Below are 23,877 nucleotides of genomic sequence, written 5' to 3' on the forward strand. Positions count from 1 at the left end.
CAAATTAATTAAATTTACCGCTCTTTAAAGTATGTTTTCCAATCATATCCCAATAATACAATTAAAGAATCTAAAGAAACTATTCTTTCTTGACTAAGTTGCGGGTCGTGGTTCTTGAAATGGAGTCTTTGTCTACTAAGCCACGCATGTTGCTTCCTATTGAGTGCTTTCCCTACAATAAGCTGATTCCTTATTTTAGCAAGAGATTCTTCAAAACTAAGTGTTTTCGGATATGAAATCTTACTTATTTTCCAGTCCTTTTGTAGTAATATTGATAAATTGTCTAACTCTTTGATTTTATAAAGAGGATATTGCTCTGGGTTACGTTGATAGTATTTTCGTTGCTTTGTTAGGAAATTTCTTTGTTTCTTTGATATTTTTCCGCTGGTAGTAAGTTCTTTTTTAATGTCGATTATGTATTGCTCAAATGTTTTGTGAGGTGCATCGTGTCGCTGTTTTACCTTCCAGTCATATCCTAACAAAGGGATGAGTTCATCTAACTTTTCAATGTGTTCCTGTGAAATCATATTTTTTTTATAAGCGTTTCGTTTTTCTATCAACCAACTTTTTTCTTTTTGATGTAACGGCATTTTCACCTCCGTTTTGTTTATGATTTCCTTGATAATCTGATCAAAGGTTCTTCTTAATGCTCTATTCTTTAACACATATTTTTTCCAGTCTCGTCCAAGTATAGGTATCAATGTGTTCAATATTTTTACTTTTTCTTTACTAAACCCTTCTCTATTGCTATGGTATTCTTTGCGCTGTTTCTGAAGCCATCCTTTTTGTCTTGTAGTAAGTGTTTCGTATGGAATGTTTTGCTCTTTGATATCTTTGATATAGTCAAGAAATGTTTTTGATTTTGGTTTTGGGCGTTCGGGGGGTGTATTCCACGGTTTTTCTAAAAAAGGGTTGAGTTCATTGAGTAAAGCCAATTGTTCTATTGTAATGTCTGAAGGTTTTTTTAGGTACATCTTCTTGCGTGAAGCAATCCAACTTTTGTCCGCTGATTGTAGCTCATTACCAGACTCTAGCTCTTTTTTTATAAGGGCAATACGTTCAGAGAACGGTAAAAAGACACTTGGTTTTTGAAAAATTTTCCAATCGTACCCTAATAGGGAATTCAATGCATCTAGTTTGTTTTTGTTAGATTGAGAATAGGTTTCAGGGTGGGCATTATATAATTGCCGTTGTCTATTAAGCCATTCTCTGGCATCTTTAGGTAGTTTCCGCTTGCTTTTTAAGGCAGAAGATATTTTATTAATCATCTTCGCACTTTTCTCTTCCCGTTTGCGGTAGCGTTGTTTCCAGGAATATCCTAAAAGAGGGGTCAGACTATCCAACAGCGCAATACGTTCACTACCATAATTCTCCAGGTTTTCTTTATATTGTATTTGCTGACGGTTCAACCACGACAGAAGTTGAGCTGGTAAAGGTTTTCCTTGTTTTAATAATTTTTGAATTTCCTCTACATTTCTTTCTTGTATTTTTTTATTCTTTATATCGTTTTTATTTTCTCGCCAGTTATAGCCCATAGGTATAAAACTATCTAGCAAAGCAATATACTCGTTACTAAACCTTTCTGGTTTTTCTTCATATTGTTTTCGATTTCGTCGCAACCAAGATAGAAGATGAGGAGTCAAAGGTTTTTCGTGGTTTAGTAATTCTTGAATTTCCTTTATATTTTCTTTTCTAAGATTGTGAAAATAATTTCTGCCTTTCCTCCAGTCATAACCTAATAGAGGGATCAATGAATTCAACATGATTATTCTTTCTTTATCGAAACCTTTGGGGTTATTTTGATATAATTTTTTTTGACTTCGTAACCATTTTTTATCAGAACTATCAATTGGGCGATTACTTTTTATCGATTCTTTAATGCTTGCTATTCTATTTTTAGCTATGTTGAGTTTATAATCACGATTACCCATGTATATTAATCACGTTTTGAAATTAGATAAAGATTCATAATCTGCTATATTTAGATGTGAAAGTATGATGGAAATGTTAATCCTACATAAGTGTTTTTATATGCTTTTTTGATGATTATTGATTATCCATTTAACTTTTAAAAATCAATGTTATCCATAGTGAGAAAGAATTACTAATGATCTATTTGAGACTATATCCTTTTTTCTAAAACTTCGAACCGGATACGTCTCTGGCAAAATATTCTATGGTCCAGAAATTAGAGTTCGGGTGATAATTATGAACTGTAACACTAGTATCTATAGGAGTGTTTTTATCAATTCCTTCACCCTCTTTAACCATATTTAATATTGTTGTGGCTGCTTTTTCATAAGCAACTTTGTCTAACTTCCCGTTGGTAAAATTAATATAGCTCATATAAAAACGATTGTTATCTACCAAAGTATCTGGAGTTGTAGCACAATAATAAATGTTCATGGAGTCTTTTTCTTTTATTAGATTGATATCACAATATCCGGGATTATTAATTGCCGTTTGATTAATACTTTCCTTATTTATTTCTATACGATTATTAAATAATAAATTACCATCTACATCTTTAATATGAATATATGGATGGTACATATCTTTTTGAATACAGCCCTTTACAATGTTCATTAAGCTAAACAAAATGTGTAAAGAACGTTCTTCTGGATTTTTAGGGACTTTATTGTCAATTGCGCATACCACATTAGGCTGTGTTATTTCATTGACTAATTCTTGTATGTCAATATTTGATTCCATTTTTTTCTTTATAATTTACCATTCTATCTGATCATTATTATTCTTAACCATAATGATGCCACTACTTAATACGATAAAGCCCATAAAAGAAATTAAAATCGGATAAAACCACAAAATTAAAAACCCTCCTTCTATTGCTTTTTTAGGGCTGTTTTTTAGGTATAATATTGTCCTTTTATCAAAAAAAGATTTGGAATTACTAGAGCTTGATGAGATAATAGTATATCTATTTTTTAGATGATCATAATATTCAATCACTGGTGTATAATATGTTTGCTCATCATCATTATCCCATCTTTCATTGTAGCGAATAATTTCGCCTTTGGTCTTTACTCCATTAACTTTGTAATAAATACCTTTAATTAATCTTTTCCCGCCGACATAACTCATATAGCCACCAAATAAAAAAGTAGCCATGATAATTATTAGAAATAGACAAGCACCGTTATTATTTTTGGAAATTGAATTCAAAAATCACATTTTTTCAAGAAACTAGCTATCTAATTATTTCTAAAGGTTCTCCATCTTTTGGTCGGTGTAATTGAATACTAAAGAAATCATCATAGTCTTCTGTAGAATAATATAGAGGTGAATCTCCATTTTTATTCTCAAGAGTTACTATCCGACCATTACCATAGAATTTTATTGTAAAATCTTGTAATGGATTCATTTTTCCTTTAGCTTCTTTAACCCTTTGAGCAAGTTCTTCTTTCTCTTGTAATACTCCTGGGTTATTATAAAATGCAATAGCAGTTTCTTCATTTCGTTTAGACACCATATCCAGAAACTTAGATGAATCTCCCGAATTCAGTACATCATAAGTTTTTTTATAGAATTCTATTACCTCCTTTAATAATTCTTTTTGATCTTGTTTAATTAAATTAACAGAATTAGACCAACCATTTATTTTGTATGGAATAACAGAAATGAACTCCCATTGGTAGCTATTTCCTGACCCAGAGTTAGCATTTTTTATATTAAATTCTTTAATCAATTCCGAATCTTTAGAATCTATTAAATTCAATTTGACCAATGCAATTTTTATATAGTCGAGACTTCTCTGGGTAATACTGTCTTCATCTTTTTTAGGAAATAGAACAATTTTCAAATGCTGAATACCAGAATTCAAAATAAGATTATTTGCAAATAAATTTGTCTCTACAGCACCACCTTCTTCACCGTTATCTTCGTCAATTATTAAATCATTTAATAAAAGTTTATAAGGTAAAGAACTAGAAAGTTTTATTTTATAATAGGTTTGTTCTTGGTTAAAATTCATCGGAGTTTCACTTTTCGTTTTTTTTGCATCATCCACATTTCTATTTTTACAAGATGTTAAGGACAAAACAGAAAACAAGATTATTAAAACATTTTTCATATATAATTAAGAGTATTCCTTATAGATTAAAATTTAATCAAACTTAATAGGCATACTTCTAGTTATGCTCGGTATAAGTTTTATTGGATCAATTTTCTTTTTAGGCTTCTTTTTATCTCTGTTACTACTGATACTCAATTTGTAATATACTTTAACAAGCAAACCAGAAAATTTGACCTCCAAAGTCTCTTTTTTAGTTGGGTCTACAGTGATTTTAAAATAGCAATCGGCTTCAACACCTGCTTCAAAATTTACTTGAGGTATTTTTTTATATTTCTCAATTTTTACACTCAATTCAACATTCATTTCTAATTTACCCCCAAATGTACCTTCTACGCTACCACTCCAGTCAAACTCATTTGTTCCAAAATTATAAGAAATTGCGGCTTTAGGCAACTTTAGATTCGCATAAAAAGTTAAATCTATCTTATAGGATAGTTCTACGGCGCCATTACTAAGCCAATCCAGTAACCAACTAGCTAAATCTAATGCATCTACTAGTTTACCATATACTGGTATTTTTCCGGCAAGAGCTAGTAAATCAATTCGTATATCACCTCCAATGATAGGGTCTAACTTTACAAAACCATCTAACTGATGCCCTACAATGTGACTATCTTCTCCCGGCATGTAACCAATAGCTAATCCAGTGCCGATTCCAGGAGGATGTAAGGTAAGTGTCATAGGAGCACGATTAAGACGACTTAATATCCCTTTTAGTTTAGAAGACCTTGCAGGTTTAGTTTTTAATTCATTCTCCGCTTTCCTAGCTTTTCTAGCTCCAGTAACCTTGTCTACCAACTCATACATCTCAATGATTGGGCCTAGCATTACGCGTATTTTTTCAGCAAAATCAGATCCTAGTTTTATTTGATTTCCCCCAGCTGCCTCACATTCAAAATGCAATGAAAACTTCGATTTATGTTTTCTATCTTCTATTGCCTTATCCGTAGTAGCTTTTTTCTTTAAAGAGGCTTCTTTTTGTTTCTGAATTCTTTTAGATGGATCATCACTTAATAAAGGGAATTCTTCTCCTTTAGCCTGTGCTTTATCATAATGCTTCAACATCCCTTTAGAATTATCATAATACAAAGGAGTTTTTATATTATAATTAAGGTTTATAGACCATTTAATATCAGGATATATTCTTAATTGAACAACCTGATTGGGATAGCGACAGGTACTTACAGGTACAAAGTAGGATTGGTATAATTTCTCTTTTTTGATTACTTGTAAAAGATATCTAAATGCCCACAAATTTTGAAGCGATTTTACGATATCATGCTGTTTAAGGTATTTATTATTATGACCTAAAAAGTTAAGTACCCTGTTATCATAATTTTTATTATACAAATATCCAACTTCTAGTTCTACACTATTGTCTTTATGTTCATAGTTGATTTGTTGTCCACTAATATCCAAGGTTTCTGCACCTGTGGTTTCACTTGGTGTTCCTTCTGGATACAGAACGTAAGCTTTTTCCATAGAAAAAACATCTTTAGAAGAATTGTGCTTAAACTCAACTTCTTTTTTATGCTTTACTTTTTTACGTTCTAATCTTCCTTTTCTGCTACGATTAGAGGTAGTGATCCCATAACACTCTGGTTTTTCAAGTCCTTCATCTTGATAGTTCTGTATGGCTAACCCTTTAGCTGTAATAGTAATTTTTTCTTTTTTATCGCCAGCTACTATACCAAATGCCAGATTGGTTTGGTCTATAACTTTGGAAGTCTTCTTGTCTTCATCGAATAAGACAAAAGGATCTTTTCTGCTTTTATGGCTAATCTCGATACTAGAAAACTTACAAGGTTCAATATTTTTATTACTATATTCCACATCTCCTACCACCACAAACATATTATTTTTCTTGGCTTCATACTTATCCAGTATAACGTCCATGGTATCGTACTTTACATCAAAAGATACTTGTTGATTCTCTAGAACTGTTCCTTTTCTGGTGTCATACGTTCCCAAATCTTTTGTGTTATATTTTGCTGCATGTCTCTTTCCGTATGCCACATCTCTTCCAGAATTGAACTTCATCCCAAGCACTTTAAAATATACAGAATTACTTGCTTTTTCGTCTTCATCTGTATATTTTACACCAATGGTATCTAGATTAGGGGCAACGCTTTTAAATTTATTGGTAGACCTAAGAAGGGGATTGTTGTTTCTTGGGTTTTCGTTGGCATTAACAATATATTGATCATTTATCTTATCAACTTCTTCTCCTGTAAACGCATCTTCGTTACTGTAGATTGTCGTTTTGATAACTGCGTGATATGTTTTTATAGTGTCTTTTTCGTGTTTACTTTCTTCTCGCCATTCTTCATCGATCACAAAATCCAATTCGGTCATGGTATTCACCGAAAATGTATTAGGATGATATTTCTGGAAGTATCGTAAAGGCTTATCTTCATTTTTTTCTTTATCAATAGTTACTTTGTTACCCTCATTATCAAATATCATAACTTCAAACAATGCAAAATTATGATACCCTACAGTATAATCAGGTAACATATGCCCTAAAACATAGAGTTTAATAGTATTCTTATAGGTATGTACATTACTACTACCAGATTCTCCCGGATACTTAAATTCGTCTTTATATCTTGCAAAATAGGCAGATAAAATCTTAGGCTTATCAACGGTCGCTATATATGTACCTCTATCCAGTGTTGGTTCACCAACAAAAGGTTCGAAATAATAGATAGTCCCTTCTGTCAGATCCTTTTTAGAAGTTTTAGTGTTTACCGCATTGGCAAGTACATATTGCTTCCCGATACCAAATTTATCAATAGATTCCGTAGCATTTTTGGATTTCCACTCTCCCCATTTGTCAAAGACCTGACCCAACGCCATCTTTTTGGCCTCTTCTAAATACTCCGCGGCAATCCAAACCCATTTTACAGGCTTATGGTGCTTGACTGTTTTATCAATGTGTAGTTCTTTTTTGTCACCAACTTTTACTACGGCCACTTTAGAGTCAGCCCCTACTTTTATTTCATTGACTCCATCGGTATCTACTATTATTGGTGGGTTTTCTGTTTTATCGGCCATGATGCTTGTAAAATAATTAAGTGTAAAATTCTACTTTCTATAGTATTACTGTTCTGGTTGTCTAACTTGAATATCATACAGGTTTCGTACTGCATTACGAACCCATACTAATCCTTTTCCATACACCGCAACTGGGTGTCCGGAAGTCAAAGAATCAGGGAGTTCTTCCTTTAGCCAGTTTTCTCCTGTGTCATTGCTATAAAAATAATAGGTTTTTCCGTTGTCTTGTCTTAATACTCCAATATAATTTCCAGATACAGTAACACCTAAAATAAGTTCCTTACCACTACTTATAAAATCATATTCAATTAGTTTATGGGTATTATGGTTGTAAAGCATTAGTTGATGGGATTCATCGGGTGCATATTTGCTTACTTCTGAATATAAGATTTCTCCATCATTAAAAAAGGAACTGAGTTCATATCCTTTAGGTAAATCACAATCGTGAAGTTGCACTTCACCTGTATTAAATTTGACAGTTCCCGTCTGTATTTTGTCTTCAGAAATCGCTGTAGAGTACAACTCATTTTGGTTGATAAACCTCAAATTAAGAATATTTATTTCTTTTTTATGAATTGGAAAAATATTCCAAGATTTTCCTCCATCTGCAGTTTTTAGTAATTCATATTTATTCTTATTTTTTTTCACACAAACGATCCCATTATTATTATCGAAAAACTGAATATTCTTAATTAGGCTAGTTTTGAAGTCACTAATCATTTTCCAGGATATCCCCAAGTCAGTTGATTTTTGGATGCTGTATTTTTTTGTATTAACATCATCATTCATATAACTAACCTTAATGACATAAAGGTTTTGTTGAGAATCCTTTCCAATTTGCTCCAAACTACCTTTACCGAGCGTTGATTTTTGAAACGACAACCCCCCATCTAAGGTTTTAAATAAAACAGTTTCATAGTTACTTTTTTCTGAAGAGCGATTTTGATTAACAGAATTACTTACTTCCGCTCCCATATTGTTTCCTATCATAAACCCTGTAAGATTATCGATTATTAGGTATTGCTCAAAATCATAGTCAAAACTAGGTTCTCCTGTTTCACTTTCTAGGGTCGTTGTATGCCAACTCATAGGGTCACTCTTTAAAGTTATATTTTTGGGCTGTGAATTACAGCTTGTTAGAGATAAGAATAGTAGACTTATCGCAATTGTACGTATATACGTTATTCTAACCATGGCATTCCTCTATATTTATCTAAGAATTGATTGGCTCTATTCCAAAGATTACGAGCATCGTTAAAGACTTTTAGGTATTCTTCTGCTTCTTCAATCGCATTCTCAATCACTTCCTGTGCTTCTTTACCCCCCTCTTTGGCTTGTTCGTACCAATGATCTATTTGCTCTTCTAATACGATCATTGCTTGCTCCCATGTAGCTCCAGATCCCCATTCTTTGAAATCAGGAGTCATACTAACTTTTATCTTATCTTTAATAGGAATAGAAGCAAGACCAGCTTTAAGGTACGCATCTGGATGTGTAGCAAAGGCAAAATCCCTGAACTCTTCATTGCGAAGCTCAACATCTGTATAAAATGAAACCATTTTTTCTTCCTTTTTTAATCCGTACCTTTTGTTAAATGATATATTATAAACAGATGTGTAATTCTTGTCTATAACACCTTGCTCCAAATAGTTTTGCAGCAATATTTTAGCTTTTTTGAGCCATTTTTTCCCTTCTGGGCTTAATTTGGGCATTAGTATATTGGTAAACCGCATACAGTATTTGTATCCATAACTTTTAGAAGGTACGGGTCTAAATGTTCCATTCTTACGCTTATATTCAGTTAATTTTTCCTTTCCCATTTCTTCTTCCAGTGATGGTGTCCACCACTCTTTAAAGCCATCAATAATACCATATCCCCCGACTATTTCTCTCATGATTCCATAATAATAATCAGGAGGGTCATGTTCGCAGTATTCATTACTATGACGTTCCATGAAATTTTCAAATCTCCACTTATAATAATAACAAGAGCCTATAATTTTCTTTGAAGCAGCAACTGGCTCTCCGGCATTACATTCACCTTCTTCAGTATCTGAATCTTCATTAGACACGGTTATAATATCGTAAGGAGAAATTTTATCTATTTCCTTGACATTTATTGGCAATACTTGACTCATTAAGTCTTCATCAGCATTTTCTGCATTTTGAGAAGAAGCACCAGCGGTTTGACCGTGAAATGTTATTTCAATACAAGGAGAACCCGCAATGGCACAGGTAGCTTTACTATCTTCTAATAACGGGAATCCTTGATTAGCCTTTAACTGTGTTTTTTGAAAACCCCCATCCCATTTGGTAATATTTGGCATGCAAGGCTTAAAACTACTCCCAGTAGGTTGTAATTTACACTGCCCGAAGGTTTTTGCCTGAAATGGCATGCCCAATTCTTTATCTGTTGCGATTAGTTTCTGACTCCCTGCATTATCATTTATATAGTTTTTTTGCTGACTTAAAACGGTAAGAGTATCTGGAACATCTCCGAATTGACATTTACACAAAGCTCCATGGCAAACAACTTTTTTTTGACTCATTCTTTTATCTATTTAGTTCCAAAAGAAAACCATTTTTTCTTTTTTTTAGGGCTTTTATTCTCATTTGTAACTTCTTCTTTTTCTATAATAACTTTGGTTTTAGGTGTTAACTTTGCGGATTCATCTCTAATAATTAATGTTTCCATTTGAATAATATCTTCTTTCTTGGTTTCATTAAAAACATCACAAAACACCTTTATGTTTACAGGAATTTTTGAATTCTTATCCAGAATATATTCTATATCAAGCCCTGAGGTAAGTTTATCAGTTTTCATATTAAGGTGCCATTTACTTGACGAAGGAATGGAGGTACTTCCTTGAAAAATCAACTTCAGAGGATTCTTAGCAGAATTATCAGGAATTAATTTCAAAAATCCATTATAGCTCAATGGGGGTTGATAAGCTTCTAAAGGTAAGTTTATCAAACTTGATTTTTTAAAAGTCTCTCCGTAGTTCTGGTATCTTTTGGTAAAAAATACACTCCAAAAAATTTCCTTCGAAAGTGATATTTCTAATTTAAGTGGATTTTTAATTAGTTTTTCGAATTTTTTAATCAGTTTTAAAATCAATTCACCGCGATATTCTTGAATTAATTTTTCCTTTATTACTGACCATCGCTCAATAATTTCTGAGTGATTTCTAATACCTATTATTTCTCCACTAACATTTGTTGCTATATCTAATGGGTACAAGGTATTGACGAAAAAAATAGAAACTTCTTCAACTAGCAACGTAGCTTCTTTTTGATTGAAGAAAAAATTACTCTTATTTATTCTCCACTCATAAGAATTTTCACTTTCACCTGTAAACTCCACAGAAACGGTAAAATCTAACCTTTTAGTCTCCGATAAATCAGTACCGCTAAAGTGTTTAAGGCAAACATTATATTGATTTATCTCTTTTTTAGGGTTAAGAGTTAATATATTATTCTGACTTGAAAGAGATGTATTCTTTTCTTCGTCTAATATGTCTAATCCAAAATCTCTCATTTTAGATTAGAATATTTTTTTCAGAACTATTACTTACAACTTGTTTAGCACTTGATAAATCCAAATTATCTTTGGTGCTATTTATAGTTATTTTTTCAGCATTTTTCTCTAACTCCTTAGATTGAAATTGCGCTTTTTCATCGATCAATATGGTGCTTTGTTTAGCTGTTAGTGTCTGCTTATTCCCTATACTTTCATTTTTATTTTCACCAACAGAAACATCAAAGTTCTCCTGAACGTTAATTTTTAAATTTTTAGCATTGAGGGTCATTTCTTCTAATGCCGTCACAGTTATATTATTATTTGCAGTATCAATATTAATTACATTACTATTTTTATCAGTAATTGTAATACTTTCTGCTCCGTCTGTATCTTTGAATTCTATAAGATGACCGCTTCTAGTTTTAATAGCTTTTATATCATTTGTGTCGGTTTGCCAACTGTCCGGTTTTGCTGTGCCGTTATACATTGTTCCCATAACAAATGGTCGTTCTATATTACCTGCTTCGTATCCCAAAATAATTTCTTCTCCTTTTTCTGGGATAAAATGAAAGCCTTTATCACCTCCAGCATGTGGTGTCATTACTCGTATCCATGGAGTTGTTTCTCCAGATTGCTTTTGCCATATACACTGAACTTTTATACGACTCATACCATCAGGATCTGCATTATCCACTACTGTTGCAATCTCATTCCCTACACTTTTGGGGTATTGCTGGATATCCATAAGTGGATAATCATCGTTACCAGCTTGTACAGCTTCGAACTGATTTTTATATGATCCTCCTTCTATGTTAGTATGGGTTACTTTGGTAATTCTGTAACTGCCATGACCTGTAACGTTAATAATTTCTCCAAGATGTACTCCAGGATTATCAGAAGCTCCTACGGCTACTTTTTGATTCAAGGCTCTGGAACGAGTGTATTGTTCTATTTGTGTATCAAACCTTGATTGCAGCGATGTATCTTGATATGGATGATGGTATACTTGTGATTTTTTGTTGTATAACTGTTCTGATTTGTTATTCATAAAACCAAGATAGCCATCACTGTTCAGGCTAACCTCTGAACTATTTTTATTATGTGTCTGATCATTTTCATAATCATTAGTAAAATACTCAAATGAATTCGGAACGGTTTTTAGTTTCAGAGAGAAATGTTGCAGATCAACACCATTGGTTAGAACGGTTTCGTTTGTTCCTGGACTTCCGAATACCAATTTCTGTCCATCATAATAGAACCATTCGTTATAGTAGGCTGATAACCTACTCGCATATTCAAAGGCACTAGTTTTGTACTGTACACTATAGTGTATGGTTTCATTCATTCTAGGAGTGAAACTAGTTTCTAAAGCCCCACGATCATATCCCTGAAATGTGGTATCCAAAATTTCCAATAAACTTACATCTGAGAAGGAAGCATAATGCGCTCCATCTTCTGCTAAAATAGAAGTGCTACGGGCGATAATGGTTACTAAATCTCCTTTTGCAGACTCAAACCCTTGGGTAGCTTTAATTTCGGTAACAATACCCTTGAATTCTAGTTCTTTGTATCCACCTAGGTCTGTAACCGAACTAATATTTACGGTAATTATTTCACCCAGATAATCCTTGCTCTCACCAACGAGTTCATTAGATACACTTTCTACCACATCTTTTCTACATACTAATTCTAGTGTGTGATGCGCACTAATTTCTTGTTGTAGCCTAAGGTTGATATATGCATTAACCGGTGTTCCTGCAATAAATATTTGGGTAGAAGTTTGTAGTGCCATATTAAGTATAATTGTTTTCGGGTTCTATATATAAGTGTCTTAATTTAATAATTTGTTACCTGTAAATTTGGATATTATAATGCAAACTTACAGTTATTATTGTATTGAATTATAGCAATAGGGGGCATTCCCCCTGTTAAAACTTAATCTTTTCGATAAGTAACTTGTATATTCGTTTAATAACATATCTATTTATATTAAATCAATTTGGATATTGTTTACTTTGTTTAAATTCAGTTAAGGACAAAACAGTTTTACTTCTATCAATATTGATGTATTCTAAACTAACAAAACCATACTTATTATTAAATAATGCAGTCAGTTCTGTTTTACCTATTCTACTATTTGCGTATCCATAAACTTCAAAGCATTCCAGAACTCCAAATTCTGTTTTGATTTTTTTCTTACCAATAATCTCATAGTCGTACTTGTTTTCTATTTCTCCTTGCCATACTTTCCATCTTTTATCTCCCCAAGCGCTCCCGATCTTAAGAGTCCAATTCCATTTGTTTCCAATTTTATAGGGAGCTTTTATAAAAGGAAAAGGATTTAACTCTAGAATTCTAAAATACTTGTCTCTTGGAGGATGCATCCAAATATTCTTTTCATTTTCTATAAGTCCCGAGACAGAATTAAAAGGAGCCTGATTATTCGATATCAAGTAATCATATTGAATGATCGTTTGGTTATAATCAGGATTTTGTTCAATCATCGGAAATAACCCTTTACGTACCTTAATACTTACTTTTCGAATAGTATTATTGTTGATGGAGTCAATTGGAACAAACTTCCAAGAATATCTTCTATCCGAAACAGTGTAATCTTCTTCAAACAAATAGACTTGATCATTAGAATTGATATGCTTATATGAATAGATGTATTCGTTTTGATCCCTGAACGTTTTGTTATTTTGGGTATACCTGTTTTCATCCTTATTACTTTCATCGAATACCTCTACAAGAATGCCATCTTCCTCTACTAAAGTATATCCTTTTTTGTCCAGTTTACAACCAAACATAGTAAGTGTTAGAAAAGATAAAAGCATTTTACAGGTCATTTTCATAATTAGGTTGTCTTAGATTTCAAGGTGTTATTTTAACAAGTTTTTAACGGTGCTTATTGCATGATTATAGTCATTTGGTAGAGCAATAATAAGATTAAGGAATTCTTTAGTACTGCTTTCGTTTTGGAATAGTTTTTTTAATGTAAAGTAATCATGGCTGTAACTTTTAGTTCTGAGAAAATAAGCATTATTTACTGGATACTGATATCTATCTCGTAGGAATAAACCTTTATCCTTGGTTAAATCAAAGATTTCATTTTCGCAGATTTTATATAAATCCTTGCCATCCTTATGAGAATTGATATGAGAATAAAACCGATTAATTATTTTCTTTATTTGTTCAATTGACTTGATGTGATGTTTAACTTTCTCGGTTTTTAGATTTCTGTAATTATTGGAGAAATCAAGTGATTCATAATTTGCAATGATATCACAGGTAGCTTCTTCAATTTCATAAGGGATCGTACTATTCTTCTTTATATACTTATGGGTCAATTCGTGAAAAGCGATAAAAGATATGCTCTCCATTGAGTAGGATAGTAATCTATCCGTTAATAGCGTTAACATTGTCCCAGCTGTTTTATATAACAACGTATGATATCCTAAAGCATCTAGTTCTTTCTTTTTCGTAGTAGCTTTTTCAGATGCATTCCCATAATATACATATTTAGGGAATTCTTTAGTTTCTTGAATTTTATCTGGTTTTGAAATATATAAATATTCAGTCATTTGATTACTTCGAGTAAAATTTCTGTAGAAATTTTTCGTAGTAAAATTCATTTTACTCTGAAAGAATGTTTGTATATCCCCAATTAATTGACGCTTTAATTCAATGTCATTACCAACTTTTGAATTTGGTATAACATTCTGGTAGGGCGCAATCATAGAAAACAAAGCAAGCTTGCTGCTTAACAGTACGAATTCTTTACGATTTATATGTGTTCTATTTATTTTCAATACTTTTTAATAACAATTATTCCTTATATGGATCGTAAGTACAAGCTTCTTCAAAATAATACTTTTTTTCCTTTTTTAATGGAATTCTACCATCATTACAAACATATCTGAATTCACAATCTTTGCAGGTGTCAATTTCATCTTTTGTAATGTCCCATAGTTCTTGAAATTCTAATTCTTCAACTATCTCTTTTAATGAGTTTTTAAAAATAGTACCCATTGAATTATTCGCAAATGGAGACTGAAAAACTTCACCGTTAGGAGCTATATACGCTTTTTTATTATAATACAAGTTATGACTTTTTGCTTCTGAATACGATATGATGTTTGGCTGAAAATGATTAAACCGAAATTCATTTAAACCAGTGAACTCTGGAAAATCTGTTTTTTCGTAGTAAACAAGCTTATTAGGATCTGAATTTTCACTAGAATTGTTCTCAGTTCCAAATACTATAATTTGACCGACAAGGGGATGTTTTAGTATTTCCTTAGAATCGTTGTTGTCAAATATGCTTTGATGTATTATTAAATTCAACCCTTTAAAAAAGGTACTCTCGAAAAATAGAGTTAACACCTTTTTAAAAGTGGAAGAATCAAAATCAATACTAAACCTTAACTGAAGATATTTACATTTCGTTTCAACTACATTAGCTATAATATTTTCGGCATATTTTAGTATCGATTCTGATGGTTTTAGGGCAATAATAACATTAGACAAAAGAGTAGGGTAATTAAAGCTGAAATCTATTTCAGGGAAATTCTCAAACCTTTGTTTACTTTCCATAAAGAAAATCAGATCGTTTTGAGTAAGAAGATCAAAATATTCGCTTAGAGTTTCGTGATCTTGTGGATACTCATCATACAAGTTTGACACCTTTATTATTTCAGATGAAGTCAAAATCTCATAAAAGCTCATAGGTATATGGAATAACTGTTCTCTTTGTAAATCATAAATAGCAGCTTTTGTAGCTCCAGGTACAAGAATACAATTGCTAAATAATTTAAAATAACTGTTGCGTTGAATCTGATTCATTAAAAGATATTTTTATAGAATGAAAAACATACCATTTTATTGGTTTTGAATACTGAATTTTTGAAAGTTTTTATGACTACTTTGTCGTTTAGGTTTACACTCTCAATTTTATGAAGGATCACAGGAACCTCTTTGGATAATTTATTTTTTTTGATATAATCAGATATTTTTTCTTCGTGATTCATATGTGCTTATCTTTAGAAATGAGGAATTCAGCTATTTTTTTCTCTATTTGAAAATTGCAGGGAATTGATGTCATTCCGAATTGACCTATGGGGTTAATTTCTAAAAAATAGTATTTCCCGTTTTTTGATTTTATAATATCTATAGATCCAGTATTGAAGTCAAATTTCTCCATTAACCTTATTAGTTTCTTTTCTAGTTCTTTGGGTAAACTATACGGAACCGTTCTATTTGGTTTAGAAAAATTATATCGCCTGAAATCTAATTCTGTTTTGTTATCAAATTGAGAAAAAATAGCCATGCTATAAAATGTGCCATCCAAATAGAATGATCTGATCTCATACTCTTTTTCTATTTTCTCCTGAAACAAAGAGACAAAGAATGTTTCTTCCAGATTCTCTAAATCACTCTCGGTAATTTCATCCGTATAAGGAATATGTGTTTTATTGTTATATTTTATTTTGTGGGCATTTCCGAGACTTTTAGTAATGAGTTTAACTCCTGACTTCAGTATATCTCTTAACTTCTTTTTATTATTTAATAAGAAGGTATCCGGGATTGTTATATCTAATGACTTGGCAGCTGATAAATAGAGAAACTTATCTTCTATTATATGGCTTTTTGGTTTTGATAGCCAATATGAATTTTGGAACAAAGAAAACAAAGCCAGTGATAGATGTTTGTTTTCATCTAATAGATAATTATTAAGCGTTTTATGAAAATCAGTATCATCCTTAATTTTTACAAAAGGCATTGGTTTACCTAGATTCCCCCACCTTCTATACCATACAACATTAACATCAGAAATATCGCAGTGTAAACCTGTTAAAAAGTTACTGGATTCTGATATCTCCAAATAAAACTGGTTTAGGTCAAAATTATCTCCATTAAACCTTATATATTCAGCACTGTTATATTCCAACCAGTCAATCACGCTATTGGTGGATTCTTCTTGCTCTTTGGATAAAATTAATATCATATGAATGAGAAATAAACCTAAATCTTTTTCAAAATTTAGGTTTATAGTTTTAAATTAATTTAGTAATTAATCCTTATGCAATAATTGAAGTTGAATCCTCTGGATCATCCTCCCAATCTTCGCAACCTGTTTTTTCTCCACAACAGGTTCCGAAACAAGTTCCAACTCCCCCAAAAATGTGGTTGGTTTTTTTAAGTTGAAATTCTTTGAAATTTTCAAGCTTTAATTTTTGTAGTTTTTTCATTTGATTTGTTTTAATAATGATATGATTAACATTCCGCTGGTTCGCAATGTTGCTCATCGATTTCGGTGTCTTCGTTTTCTCCTTCACCGCAGTTGGTAATGATAACGCAATGCGTTCCACCTCCCATAATGAACCTACCTTGTCTTGTGTCTAATGCGAACCTAGATTCTTTGAATTCGCTCAATGATTTGATTTTTTTCATAAAATTCACTGTTTAATTTAGCCTACTCTTTTTTTAGGTTTTTCGGCTTACACCTATTTTAATGTAAAGATTGTTGTACAATTAATTTAATATTACACTAAAGATATTAGGGGAAATAAAAGTAGATTAAAGATTGTAAAATTGAACAAAAAACAACGTATTTACATACGTAAAAAGACGTATTTTATATACGTGCTTTCTGTTTTTTAATTGATATTCAATTGTTTGTGGTTTTCGAGTGTTGTGTTTTTTTATTTTTTGGTTAATACATTAAATTACCATTTGTTTTATTCTAGATCACCTATTTTGTGTAGCAAAGGTCTTTTCTTATGATGAAAAGGAGTACTTGAAAATGACTTTATTATTTATAACCCCAAATAATATAATACCTCTCAGTATTCCATTATATCAAGCACTCCATAATTACTAATACAAATTCAACACAACAACTTTTGCGTATTTTATATATTATTTCGTTTTTCGGGAATTTTTAGGATCAATTTGGTCAAGTAATTCCATAAGCAATAACCGTTTGGTCCTTGAATTTCTCTTGCTTACTTTATTGTCTTTTAGAAACTGAAGGATCACATATTTTAGATGCGTATTTTTAAATGTGTCCTCTATATTTCGATTGGTTAATGGTTTTAATTTATGCTCGTTTGGCAAGGTGTAATAGATGGTTTTTCCTGTAATATAAGTGGGTAACGTGGATTTAAACTCATATACTTTTAAATAATTGCAATCATCCATCAAATAACAATATCCCTGATTACCCACTGGGAGTATGGCATTTTTTAGGAATAATTTTTCTTGGGTCATTTTTATACAGTTAAATTGAATAGGAGATGTTTGTTCATTCAATAGAATTTCTATTTGATGCAAAATATCGAAGACTTCTATCTTGGTCATCCCGTCAAATTGTTGGAGTACTTTTTGTATCATGTGATCTTGATGAGTTAGCATATTTATTTATTTTTGTAAAATTCATAAAAGATATCCGGGTACTTTAGAGTAGTGTACATGGGGGGATGCAAAATAATCACATATAAGTACCCGATATCTCTGGTTGGGGTATCAACACTAATTATTTTTTTTGGGATTTCTTTTTCTTCTGTTTTCCCAATACTCGTTTAGATTCCATTTTCTAACAGCACTCATTATTTTATTAACGGTAACTCTAATAAAAGCCACTTGATTCATTTGTTTATCAACCGATACATTAGGATTTATTTTTTCTAATACTTCTTCTATGGCTTCTATACGCGCATTATTATTAAACATCTCTGCTACTTTTTTCTGAACAATTAGTTTTGCTTCTGCATCAAGTTTGTTGTATTTAGGATGTTCATTCATTATAGTAAGTAATTTCTCTAAAGTTAGATTCGTTGTATATCTATTTTGATGATAAGTTTTAGTCATTAATACTAGTCTTCTTGCCTTATGGATGACACGAATAGCATAATCTGTTGTTGTTCCTTTTTCATAGAGTTGATTAGCCCATTTATAAATCAATACTTCATAACACTCTTCACTTGCAACTCTTCTCATAAAATCGTCCATTTCTATTTGCATCGAAGTAATAATGACAAGAAGAAATTTATTACGTTTGTTATTCAATTCTATATTGTTGTTCATGGTATTTTCTATGTACTAATCATTAGGTTCAGATCTGTTAAATTCCAGTGGAAAAAAACTAAATAATTCTTGAATTTTATCGTTTCCAGAATCAATTGTATTGCTGTTTTAACAAAAATGTTAGGGGAATAAAACTAAATTAAAGATTACAAAATTGAGAGAAATAATGACGTATTTGCATACGTATAAAGGCGTATTTTATATACGTAATTTATGTTTTTTAATTGATAATCAGTTGGTTGAGTGTTTTTGTTTTTTATTTTCAACGTTTAGCCTATTGTCATTTTTGTTATCAAACTTTCTAAGAAATTCTGCTTTGTTTTTCGTCCCTGTCTTTTTGAATATATTCGAGGCGTGTTTGGAGGCTGTTCTTTCAGCAATAAAGAAATTTTCTCCTATTATTTTATAAGATTTGTTGTCTAAAATGGATAGTGCTATCTCAAGTTCGCGTGGAGTTAAATCATAAAACATAAGTGTTGATTCAACAAGCTTATTTTCATCCCGTTTTTTGACGGTGGATAAGTCTACTATTTTATGTTTATTTTCTAAAAAATAAAGATATCTATCAATTTCCATTGTCGTAATGGCGTAAAAAGAAATGTTCATAATTGTGAAAGTAATCCATTGATAGTCCCCAATAACAGTCAATAAGGGAAGAAGTACAACGGCACTAACACTGATAATTGAAAGATTGCTGCGTCTAACTATAAATTTATTTATTTCATTCGATAGCATAACCTTATGATAAAACGCCCATAGAAAGTAGCACCCAATTATAGCAATCGGTAAAGTGAAGCTTAGCCTTGCAATAAATAGGGAGTTTGTAAGAAAATAGGGTAGCAGAAATAGTATAAAAAAACAAGAGGCAAGTAAAATAATGATATTACGAATGGAGAAGTAGAATTGAATGATAACTATGTCATATTCCTTATACAAATAGTATATGATAAATATACATAGACCGATAGCTACACTATAGGTTACAATGTATTGTATTATAAACGTTTCTGGAAAATTATTTAGAGGTAAAAATCCTCCTGTAGCATTATAAAGTATGAATAAAACACCTAAAAGAACGTATCGTTTTCGGTTAAAGGACTTTAATTTGTAGGATCTGCTAACTACAAATAAAACGATAAAAAAATCTATTAACAAATAGAAAAATGTAGTCCAATGTATCGAAGTTCCAAACATGTAATAAGGGTTAAGTTAAGGATTCGAACCTATTTTTTTCTATATTTTTATGGACGTTTTTCCAACCGAAGATTGTACCATTCATAACAATATAAACGCCTTTATTTAAAAAATTTAATGATGAGAATGCGAACCCTAAATTAAAAGGGGCATCGGTATATAGATTATTTCCTAGAACAAACGAGCCGACCAGAACAATAGTTTTGTTTATGTTTAGCTCTCCCAAATATTTGGCAGTTTTATCCATAGTAAATGTTCCGTGAGTGATTAAAATTTTATCCTGTTCAGAGCGCATTACTTTTTTCGAAATAAGTTCTCTATCATTTGCATCTATTAAACGGCTATCCTTGTCAAATACCTGATCAATATGGTATTTGAAAGATACATTGGCATTTTCTAAAAAAGAAGCGATATTCACTTGAGAATTATCTGCTTTTTCTTCATTTCGATTAAGATCTCGTCCACCTATGGTACCCCCAGTTGTAATTATATGTATCATTCTACGATTTTATTATTTTATTCAATTCTTATCTTCAGGATTCAATAGGTTTAACAATACGTTTTCGCAAGCACTATCAATTTCATTACTATTTTTAAAGATTTTGATTATTAATGGTGAGCTTTTTACAAGTAAGTATAATGTTACTAGAAATAACAGAATGAAATACACAATAAACCCATACATAATATACAGAACTATGCTCACATATGGAATTTCAATGATAGTATCATAAAAAGTGTCAAATAGGAATTTGGATATTCCTAAAAATAGTAATGGTATGAATATCCCTATAAGAAAGTCTTCTAATAATAGATTGATCATTAATCGCGATAGTGAATGTTTTTTCATGTTTATTTAAAACTAGTCCCAGTTGGAATGCGCAATGGAGCGCTTGAAAAGGGTGCTATTATTCAAAGTTTTATAATTCATAATTTTATCTACTCTAGAAATAATCGCAAGGTCATTTATATTTCGAACATTATTAGCTTGTCCAGTTCTGTCTGGCATAGTATTTTGTATCACTTTAAGAATTATATTGACCACATCGTTTGGAGTGTATAAATCTGTTTTAACAAAAGCATCAATTCTATTTTGTATTGAGTGTTTTTCATCCGTATTTAAAGAACTATATATAGGATTAACTTGAAGTAAATCCATTACTTTTTGATGATTCTTAATGAGAACTAAATTTTGAGGATTAGGTTTTGGCTCTTTCGAATTGCATAAAACTAAGCTGATTCTTTCGTTAACAATTTTTATTGCCTCTTCAGAAGTTTTACCTTCATTAAAAAGATTTGTTGACCATTGATTTATGGTAATTTCATAATTTTCTCTCTTGTCTAAGTTTTGCTTAAACTCTTTTTCTGTAATTCTAAGTGATTTGACAATTAATGCGAGGAATTTGTTTTTCTCCAGTTCGGATTTTTTCATAATCTGTTCTTTTGTGATTTAATAACCTTTGTTAAATACCATCAAATATTTCATTTGTTATCGTAATAGGTTTCTATAATATCTAAGATTATATCATCAATGTCATTAACCTCCTTAGTTGTTAGTTTTCTAGGATTTTTATTCTTAAAAAATTTAGAAATTGCTCCTCTGGAGGAATAAATTTCTCTCTCCCAAGCTGTTATTTTCAACAACTCTTTATATTTGGTTAAAAATTGCTCTACTCTTGTTCTTTTGCTTCTTCTTTTCATAAATTAGTATAAATATGTCAAACCATCTAAACTATATGACGTATGTGTATTTTAAAAGCGAAACCGAAGTGGGGTTGTTTCTCTTTTGTAAGGTAAATATGATATTTAGAAAACGAAAAATCTAAAAAATATCAACTGCACCAAGCATATTAGGGGGTATGCCAATTAAAGGCACTTATATTATTTAAGTATTTCTTCTAAATAAACAATGTTATTTACTTGACTAATTTATAAAGTAGTTAATAGGGTTTTTAACTATCTAATAAAAAATTCATATTTTTGTAAATAATAGATTGCTAAAATAGCAATAAATAATTAACAGTGCAAATGATGATTAACAATTAATTATGTTTAAGCAAATAGGGGAGAATATTAAGGTATTAAGAAGTAGGAGAAAGTTTTCTCAAGGAGACTTAGGGGCAAAATTAGAATTAACTAGACAACAAATCGCAACATATGAAAAAGGAGAAAGTACAATTCCATTGACGAGTATAACGAAAATCTCTGAGATCTTTAATATCTCAATCGACCTTTTAGTTAGACTCAATCTTTCTGATTGCACCGAAGAACAAATTGAAGAAATCCTTGAGAACAGGCTAGAAAAGAATCAGAATTTAATGAATTTGATTTCATCTAAACAGCATAATCGATCTATTGATTTATTAGATAATTATCTAAAAAGTATTGTGAAAGAACAAATGAAACCAATAAATGATTTGTTAACCAAATTACTGGTAAAAATAGATTTGACTGATTTGAAATATGAGCTTAATGAAGAAATCAAAAATGTAAACCTTATCATAAATGAAAAAGAAGAAGATAAGTCACACTAGCACTTATTGGGTTCTATCTTTTTTCTGATTAAAAAGCTTATCTAAGATTTGTTTCATGTCTTCTTTATTGTAATTCTCATCTATTTCCTTGACTTCATTTAAGAGAATATTTAGTATTGACCTATATTCCAGGGCAGTAAGTTTTTGTTCACCCAACAAAGTCTTAGCTTCTTTGAAAGCCATTCTAATGATATCGGTATTTGAGTTTAACTTATTGGACACTTAGATATACTTTACAATTCATCTTCAATTTCGAACTGATTGTTTTTTTCGTCTAGAATTTCATTATCAGTCTTTATAATTTCTTCCATTAGTTCAAATTCTAGTTTTTTTGCATTTCCAATCCGAGCTAAACTATACTTAACTATAGCAAAGAAGATCATTATGCAAATGGAAGTGCCAATTACATAGAACCAAGTACTGCCGTGATCAACTGTTGTGGAAGAGTCGACTACAAACATAAATTGAAGTACGTAACAAAAAATAGGTATGATTAATGACAATGTATATGCTCTTAAATACATGCCATACATTATAAGAATAGGAGAAATAGTTTGACATAAATGCCAAATAAAATTTTCAGTATTTTTCCAACCGTAGGTGTTTTCTAAGTTTATATCTAATAAAACAAAAATCTTATCGAGATATAACATTAATCCCGATAAGATTATAATAATAGTACCAATAATTCTTGTGGGTTTATTAATTCCCGCTCCCGCCTTGATTTCCCGGTCTATCAGAATCCTTATCCACGAGATAAGTTTCAGCATTGTTTTTTTCCAAAATTTCATTTAATTGTTTTTCATCTAATGCAACTTCATCTTCTATATCAGATGATTCACAGCTTGCTATAACGATAGCAAATAAAAATAAAAAAAGTAATGTCAAAATTGAAGAATTGATTTTCATAATCGTTTTTTTGAAATTTAAAAATTTTACAGATGAGTGGAAAAATCCCTCATAAGTCTTTGATTTACAAATCAAAACTAGGTATATATTTTGAAAAATATAATAGGAAATTTCTTGTTTTTTCTAGGTAATTTTGCACCGAAAAAAACGAAAAAACAGGGCTTACGAGAGGTTGTAGTGGTGAAGTTTAGCACCAAATTAAGGTCAAAAACGTCAGATTAGAGAATTTTTCTACTAAAACCTTGTCTTATTTTTAATCTACAAGCTTGATTTTCAGTAATATAAAACCTTATTTTAAATATGGTTTTACCGTATTAAGAGTGTTTGTTGTAAACCAGATTTTAAAAATTATTTACTGGTTTTAAACTATGATTTTACTCTTAAAACTTAGTCTTTTCAATAACTAATCATTAGTGTCCGACTAAAATACTATTATGCTTAATATGTTTCTCTAACGCGAATAAAACTGCTTGATTTTTGTT

Annotated in this window: 26 protein-coding genes; 1 reads left to right on the top strand and 25 read right to left on the bottom strand. The window is 31.0% G+C overall.

Annotated features, from left to right (window positions below; genetic code table 11):
- Positions 1–14 precede the first annotated feature (14 nt).
- The 22 genes from H526_RS0111725 to H526_RS0111830 all read right to left on the bottom strand — a co-directional run bounded on the left by H526_RS0111725 (position 15) and on the right by H526_RS0111830 (position 21,653).
- The gene (locus H526_RS0111725; protein WP_027393178.1) at positions 15–1,931 is read right to left on the bottom strand and encodes a hypothetical protein; all 1,917 of its coding nucleotides are present in this window, start codon (positions 1,929–1,931) and stop codon (positions 15–17) included.
- A 205-nt stretch (positions 1,932–2,136) separates the two neighbouring features.
- A complete protein-coding gene (locus H526_RS0111730; RefSeq protein ID WP_027393179.1) occupies positions 2,137–2,712 on the bottom strand; it encodes a hypothetical protein in 576 nt (191 codons plus the stop codon).
- 15 nt (positions 2,713–2,727) lie between these two features.
- A complete protein-coding gene (locus H526_RS0111735) occupies positions 2,728–3,183 on the bottom strand; it encodes a DUF3592 domain-containing protein (protein ID WP_162144492.1) in 456 nt (151 codons plus the stop codon).
- 25 nt (positions 3,184–3,208) lie between these two features.
- The gene (locus H526_RS0111740) at positions 3,209–4,090 is read right to left on the bottom strand and encodes a hypothetical protein (protein WP_027393181.1); all 882 of its coding nucleotides are present in this window, start codon (positions 4,088–4,090) and stop codon (positions 3,209–3,211) included.
- Positions 4,091–4,123: 33 nt separating this feature from the next.
- Positions 4,124–7,150: a hypothetical protein gene (locus H526_RS0111745; protein WP_027393182.1), complete on the bottom strand. Its 3,027-nt coding sequence runs from the start codon at positions 7,148–7,150 to the stop codon at positions 4,124–4,126.
- A gap of 45 nt (positions 7,151–7,195) precedes the next feature.
- Positions 7,196–8,239, bottom strand: a complete 1,044-nt coding sequence (locus H526_RS0111750; RefSeq protein ID WP_027393183.1) for a WD40/YVTN/BNR-like repeat-containing protein — start codon at positions 8,237–8,239, stop codon at positions 7,196–7,198.
- A gap of 92 nt (positions 8,240–8,331) precedes the next feature.
- Positions 8,332–9,699, bottom strand: coding sequence for a DUF4280 domain-containing protein (locus tag H526_RS31490; protein ID WP_081415608.1), 1,368 nt, complete (start codon positions 9,697–9,699; stop codon positions 8,332–8,334).
- Positions 9,700–9,707: 8 nt separating this feature from the next.
- The gene (locus H526_RS0111760) at positions 9,708–10,688 is read right to left on the bottom strand and encodes a hypothetical protein (RefSeq protein ID WP_027393184.1); all 981 of its coding nucleotides are present in this window, start codon (positions 10,686–10,688) and stop codon (positions 9,708–9,710) included.
- 1 nt (position 10,689) lies between these two features.
- Positions 10,690–12,462, bottom strand: a complete 1,773-nt coding sequence (locus tag H526_RS0111765; RefSeq protein WP_027393185.1) for a type VI secretion system Vgr family protein — start codon at positions 12,460–12,462, stop codon at positions 10,690–10,692.
- Between the two features lie 202 nt (positions 12,463–12,664).
- Positions 12,665–13,525, bottom strand: a complete 861-nt coding sequence (locus H526_RS0111770; RefSeq protein WP_027393186.1) for a hypothetical protein — start codon at positions 13,523–13,525, stop codon at positions 12,665–12,667.
- Positions 13,526–13,552: 27 nt separating this feature from the next.
- Complete coding sequence (locus H526_RS0111775; RefSeq protein ID WP_035085308.1) at positions 13,553–14,482, bottom strand: hypothetical protein; 930 nt, start codon at positions 14,480–14,482, stop codon at positions 13,553–13,555.
- Between the two features lie 16 nt (positions 14,483–14,498).
- A complete protein-coding gene (gene gwsS / locus H526_RS0111780) occupies positions 14,499–15,515 on the bottom strand; it encodes a grasp-with-spasm system SPASM domain peptide maturase (protein WP_027393188.1) in 1,017 nt (338 codons plus the stop codon).
- 181 nt (positions 15,516–15,696) lie between these two features.
- The gene (gene gwsG, locus H526_RS30855) at positions 15,697–16,677 is read right to left on the bottom strand and encodes a grasp-with-spasm system ATP-grasp peptide maturase (protein WP_051336122.1); all 981 of its coding nucleotides are present in this window, start codon (positions 16,675–16,677) and stop codon (positions 15,697–15,699) included.
- A 73-nt stretch (positions 16,678–16,750) separates the two neighbouring features.
- A complete protein-coding gene (locus H526_RS31775; RefSeq protein WP_155839674.1) occupies positions 16,751–16,921 on the bottom strand; it encodes a hypothetical protein in 171 nt (56 codons plus the stop codon).
- 25 nt (positions 16,922–16,946) lie between these two features.
- Entirely contained in the window at positions 16,947–17,105 is a 159-nt protein-coding gene (locus H526_RS31780; protein WP_155839675.1) for a hypothetical protein, read from the bottom strand.
- 486 nt (positions 17,106–17,591) lie between these two features.
- Positions 17,592–18,086, bottom strand: coding sequence for a hypothetical protein (locus H526_RS0111800; protein WP_027393190.1), 495 nt, complete (start codon positions 18,084–18,086; stop codon positions 17,592–17,594).
- A 117-nt stretch (positions 18,087–18,203) separates the two neighbouring features.
- Positions 18,204–18,758, bottom strand: coding sequence for a hypothetical protein (locus H526_RS0111805; RefSeq protein WP_027393191.1), 555 nt, complete (start codon positions 18,756–18,758; stop codon positions 18,204–18,206).
- Positions 18,759–18,989: 231 nt separating this feature from the next.
- The gene (locus tag H526_RS32345; RefSeq protein ID WP_245591207.1) at positions 18,990–19,493 is read right to left on the bottom strand and encodes a helix-turn-helix transcriptional regulator; all 504 of its coding nucleotides are present in this window, start codon (positions 19,491–19,493) and stop codon (positions 18,990–18,992) included.
- 469 nt (positions 19,494–19,962) lie between these two features.
- Complete coding sequence (locus tag H526_RS0111815; RefSeq protein ID WP_027393192.1) at positions 19,963–20,451, bottom strand: asparaginase domain-containing protein; 489 nt, start codon at positions 20,449–20,451, stop codon at positions 19,963–19,965.
- Positions 20,452–20,472: 21 nt separating this feature from the next.
- Positions 20,473–20,802, bottom strand: a complete 330-nt coding sequence (locus tag H526_RS0111820) for a hypothetical protein (RefSeq protein ID WP_027393193.1) — start codon at positions 20,800–20,802, stop codon at positions 20,473–20,475.
- A gap of 12 nt (positions 20,803–20,814) precedes the next feature.
- The gene (locus H526_RS0111825; RefSeq protein ID WP_027393194.1) at positions 20,815–21,384 is read right to left on the bottom strand and encodes a hypothetical protein; all 570 of its coding nucleotides are present in this window, start codon (positions 21,382–21,384) and stop codon (positions 20,815–20,817) included.
- 50 nt (positions 21,385–21,434) lie between these two features.
- Positions 21,435–21,653, bottom strand: coding sequence for a hypothetical protein (locus tag H526_RS0111830; RefSeq protein ID WP_027393195.1), 219 nt, complete (start codon positions 21,651–21,653; stop codon positions 21,435–21,437).
- Positions 21,654–22,000: 347 nt separating this feature from the next.
- Here H526_RS0111830 and H526_RS0111835 point away from each other — a divergent pair, with 347 nt between their 5' ends.
- Complete coding sequence (locus H526_RS0111835; RefSeq protein WP_027393196.1) at positions 22,001–22,486, top strand: helix-turn-helix transcriptional regulator; 486 nt, start codon at positions 22,001–22,003, stop codon at positions 22,484–22,486.
- Positions 22,487–22,489: 3 nt separating this feature from the next.
- Here the strand turns inward: H526_RS0111835 and H526_RS0111840 are convergent, their stop codons facing one another.
- Genes H526_RS0111840 through H526_RS0111850 form a run of 3 tightly spaced genes read right to left on the bottom strand, consistent with a single transcriptional unit; the run spans position 22,490 to position 23,395 of the window.
- A complete protein-coding gene (locus tag H526_RS0111840; protein WP_155839676.1) occupies positions 22,490–22,708 on the bottom strand; it encodes a hypothetical protein in 219 nt (72 codons plus the stop codon).
- Between the two features lie 11 nt (positions 22,709–22,719).
- Positions 22,720–23,256, bottom strand: a complete 537-nt coding sequence (locus H526_RS0111845; protein ID WP_162144493.1) for a hypothetical protein — start codon at positions 23,254–23,256, stop codon at positions 22,720–22,722.
- The gene (locus H526_RS0111850) at positions 23,189–23,395 is read right to left on the bottom strand and encodes a hypothetical protein (protein WP_027393199.1); all 207 of its coding nucleotides are present in this window, start codon (positions 23,393–23,395) and stop codon (positions 23,189–23,191) included. The genes H526_RS0111845 and H526_RS0111850 overlap by 68 nt, the downstream gene beginning before the upstream one ends.
- Between the last annotated feature and the right edge of the window lie 482 nt (positions 23,396–23,877).

It is taken from the genome of Aquimarina latercula DSM 2041 (assembly GCF_000430645.1).
Classification (GTDB): Bacteria; Bacteroidota; Bacteroidia; order Flavobacteriales; family Flavobacteriaceae; genus Aquimarina; species Aquimarina latercula.

Bases quoted from the DNA above. Each gene is read 5' to 3' on its own strand.
- H526_RS0111725 (WP_027393178.1), bottom strand. From the start codon at position 1,931: ATGGGTAATCGTGATTATAAACTCAACATAGCTAAAAATAGAATAGCA.
- H526_RS0111730 (WP_027393179.1), bottom strand. From the start codon at position 2,712: ATGGAATCAAATATTGACATACAAGAATTAGTCAATGAAATAACACAG.
- H526_RS0111740 (WP_027393181.1), bottom strand. From the start codon at position 4,090: ATGAAAAATGTTTTAATAATCTTGTTTTCTGTTTTGTCCTTAACATCT.
- H526_RS0111745 (WP_027393182.1), bottom strand. From the start codon at position 7,150: ATGGCCGATAAAACAGAAAACCCACCAATAATAGTAGATACCGATGGA.
- H526_RS0111750 (WP_027393183.1), bottom strand. From the start codon at position 8,239: ATGAGTTGGCATACAACGACCCTAGAAAGTGAAACAGGAGAACCTAGT.
- H526_RS31490 (WP_081415608.1), bottom strand. From the start codon at position 9,699: ATGAGTCAAAAAAAAGTTGTTTGCCATGGAGCTTTGTGTAAATGTCAA.
- H526_RS0111760 (WP_027393184.1), bottom strand. From the start codon at position 10,688: ATGAGAGATTTTGGATTAGACATATTAGACGAAGAAAAGAATACATCT.
- H526_RS0111765 (WP_027393185.1), bottom strand. From the start codon at position 12,462: ATGGCACTACAAACTTCTACCCAAATATTTATTGCAGGAACACCGGTT.
- H526_RS0111770 (WP_027393186.1), bottom strand. From the start codon at position 13,525: ATGAAAATGACCTGTAAAATGCTTTTATCTTTTCTAACACTTACTATG.
- gwsS (WP_027393188.1), bottom strand. From the start codon at position 15,515: ATGAATCAGATTCAACGCAACAGTTATTTTAAATTATTTAGCAATTGT.
- gwsG (WP_051336122.1), bottom strand. From the start codon at position 16,677: ATGATATTAATTTTATCCAAAGAGCAAGAAGAATCCACCAATAGCGTG.
- H526_RS31775 (WP_155839674.1), bottom strand. From the start codon at position 16,921: ATGAAAAAACTACAAAAATTAAAGCTTGAAAATTTCAAAGAATTTCAA.
- H526_RS0111800 (WP_027393190.1), bottom strand. From the start codon at position 18,086: ATGCTAACTCATCAAGATCACATGATACAAAAAGTACTCCAACAATTT.
- H526_RS0111805 (WP_027393191.1), bottom strand. From the start codon at position 18,758: ATGAACAACAATATAGAATTGAATAACAAACGTAATAAATTTCTTCTT.
- H526_RS32345 (WP_245591207.1), bottom strand. From the start codon at position 19,493: ATGCTATCGAATGAAATAAATAAATTTATAGTTAGACGCAGCAATCTT.
- H526_RS0111815 (WP_027393192.1), bottom strand. From the start codon at position 20,451: ATGATACATATAATTACAACTGGGGGTACCATAGGTGGACGAGATCTT.
- H526_RS0111820 (WP_027393193.1), bottom strand. From the start codon at position 20,802: ATGAAAAAACATTCACTATCGCGATTAATGATCAATCTATTATTAGAA.
- H526_RS0111825 (WP_027393194.1), bottom strand. From the start codon at position 21,384: ATGAAAAAATCCGAACTGGAGAAAAACAAATTCCTCGCATTAATTGTC.
- H526_RS0111830 (WP_027393195.1), bottom strand. From the start codon at position 21,653: ATGAAAAGAAGAAGCAAAAGAACAAGAGTAGAGCAATTTTTAACCAAA.
- H526_RS0111835 (WP_027393196.1), top strand. From the start codon at position 22,001: ATGTTTAAGCAAATAGGGGAGAATATTAAGGTATTAAGAAGTAGGAGA.
- H526_RS0111845 (WP_162144493.1), bottom strand. From the start codon at position 23,256: ATGCTGAAACTTATCTCGTGGATAAGGATTCTGATAGACCGGGAAATC.
- H526_RS0111850 (WP_027393199.1), bottom strand. From the start codon at position 23,395: ATGAAAATCAATTCTTCAATTTTGACATTACTTTTTTTATTTTTATTT.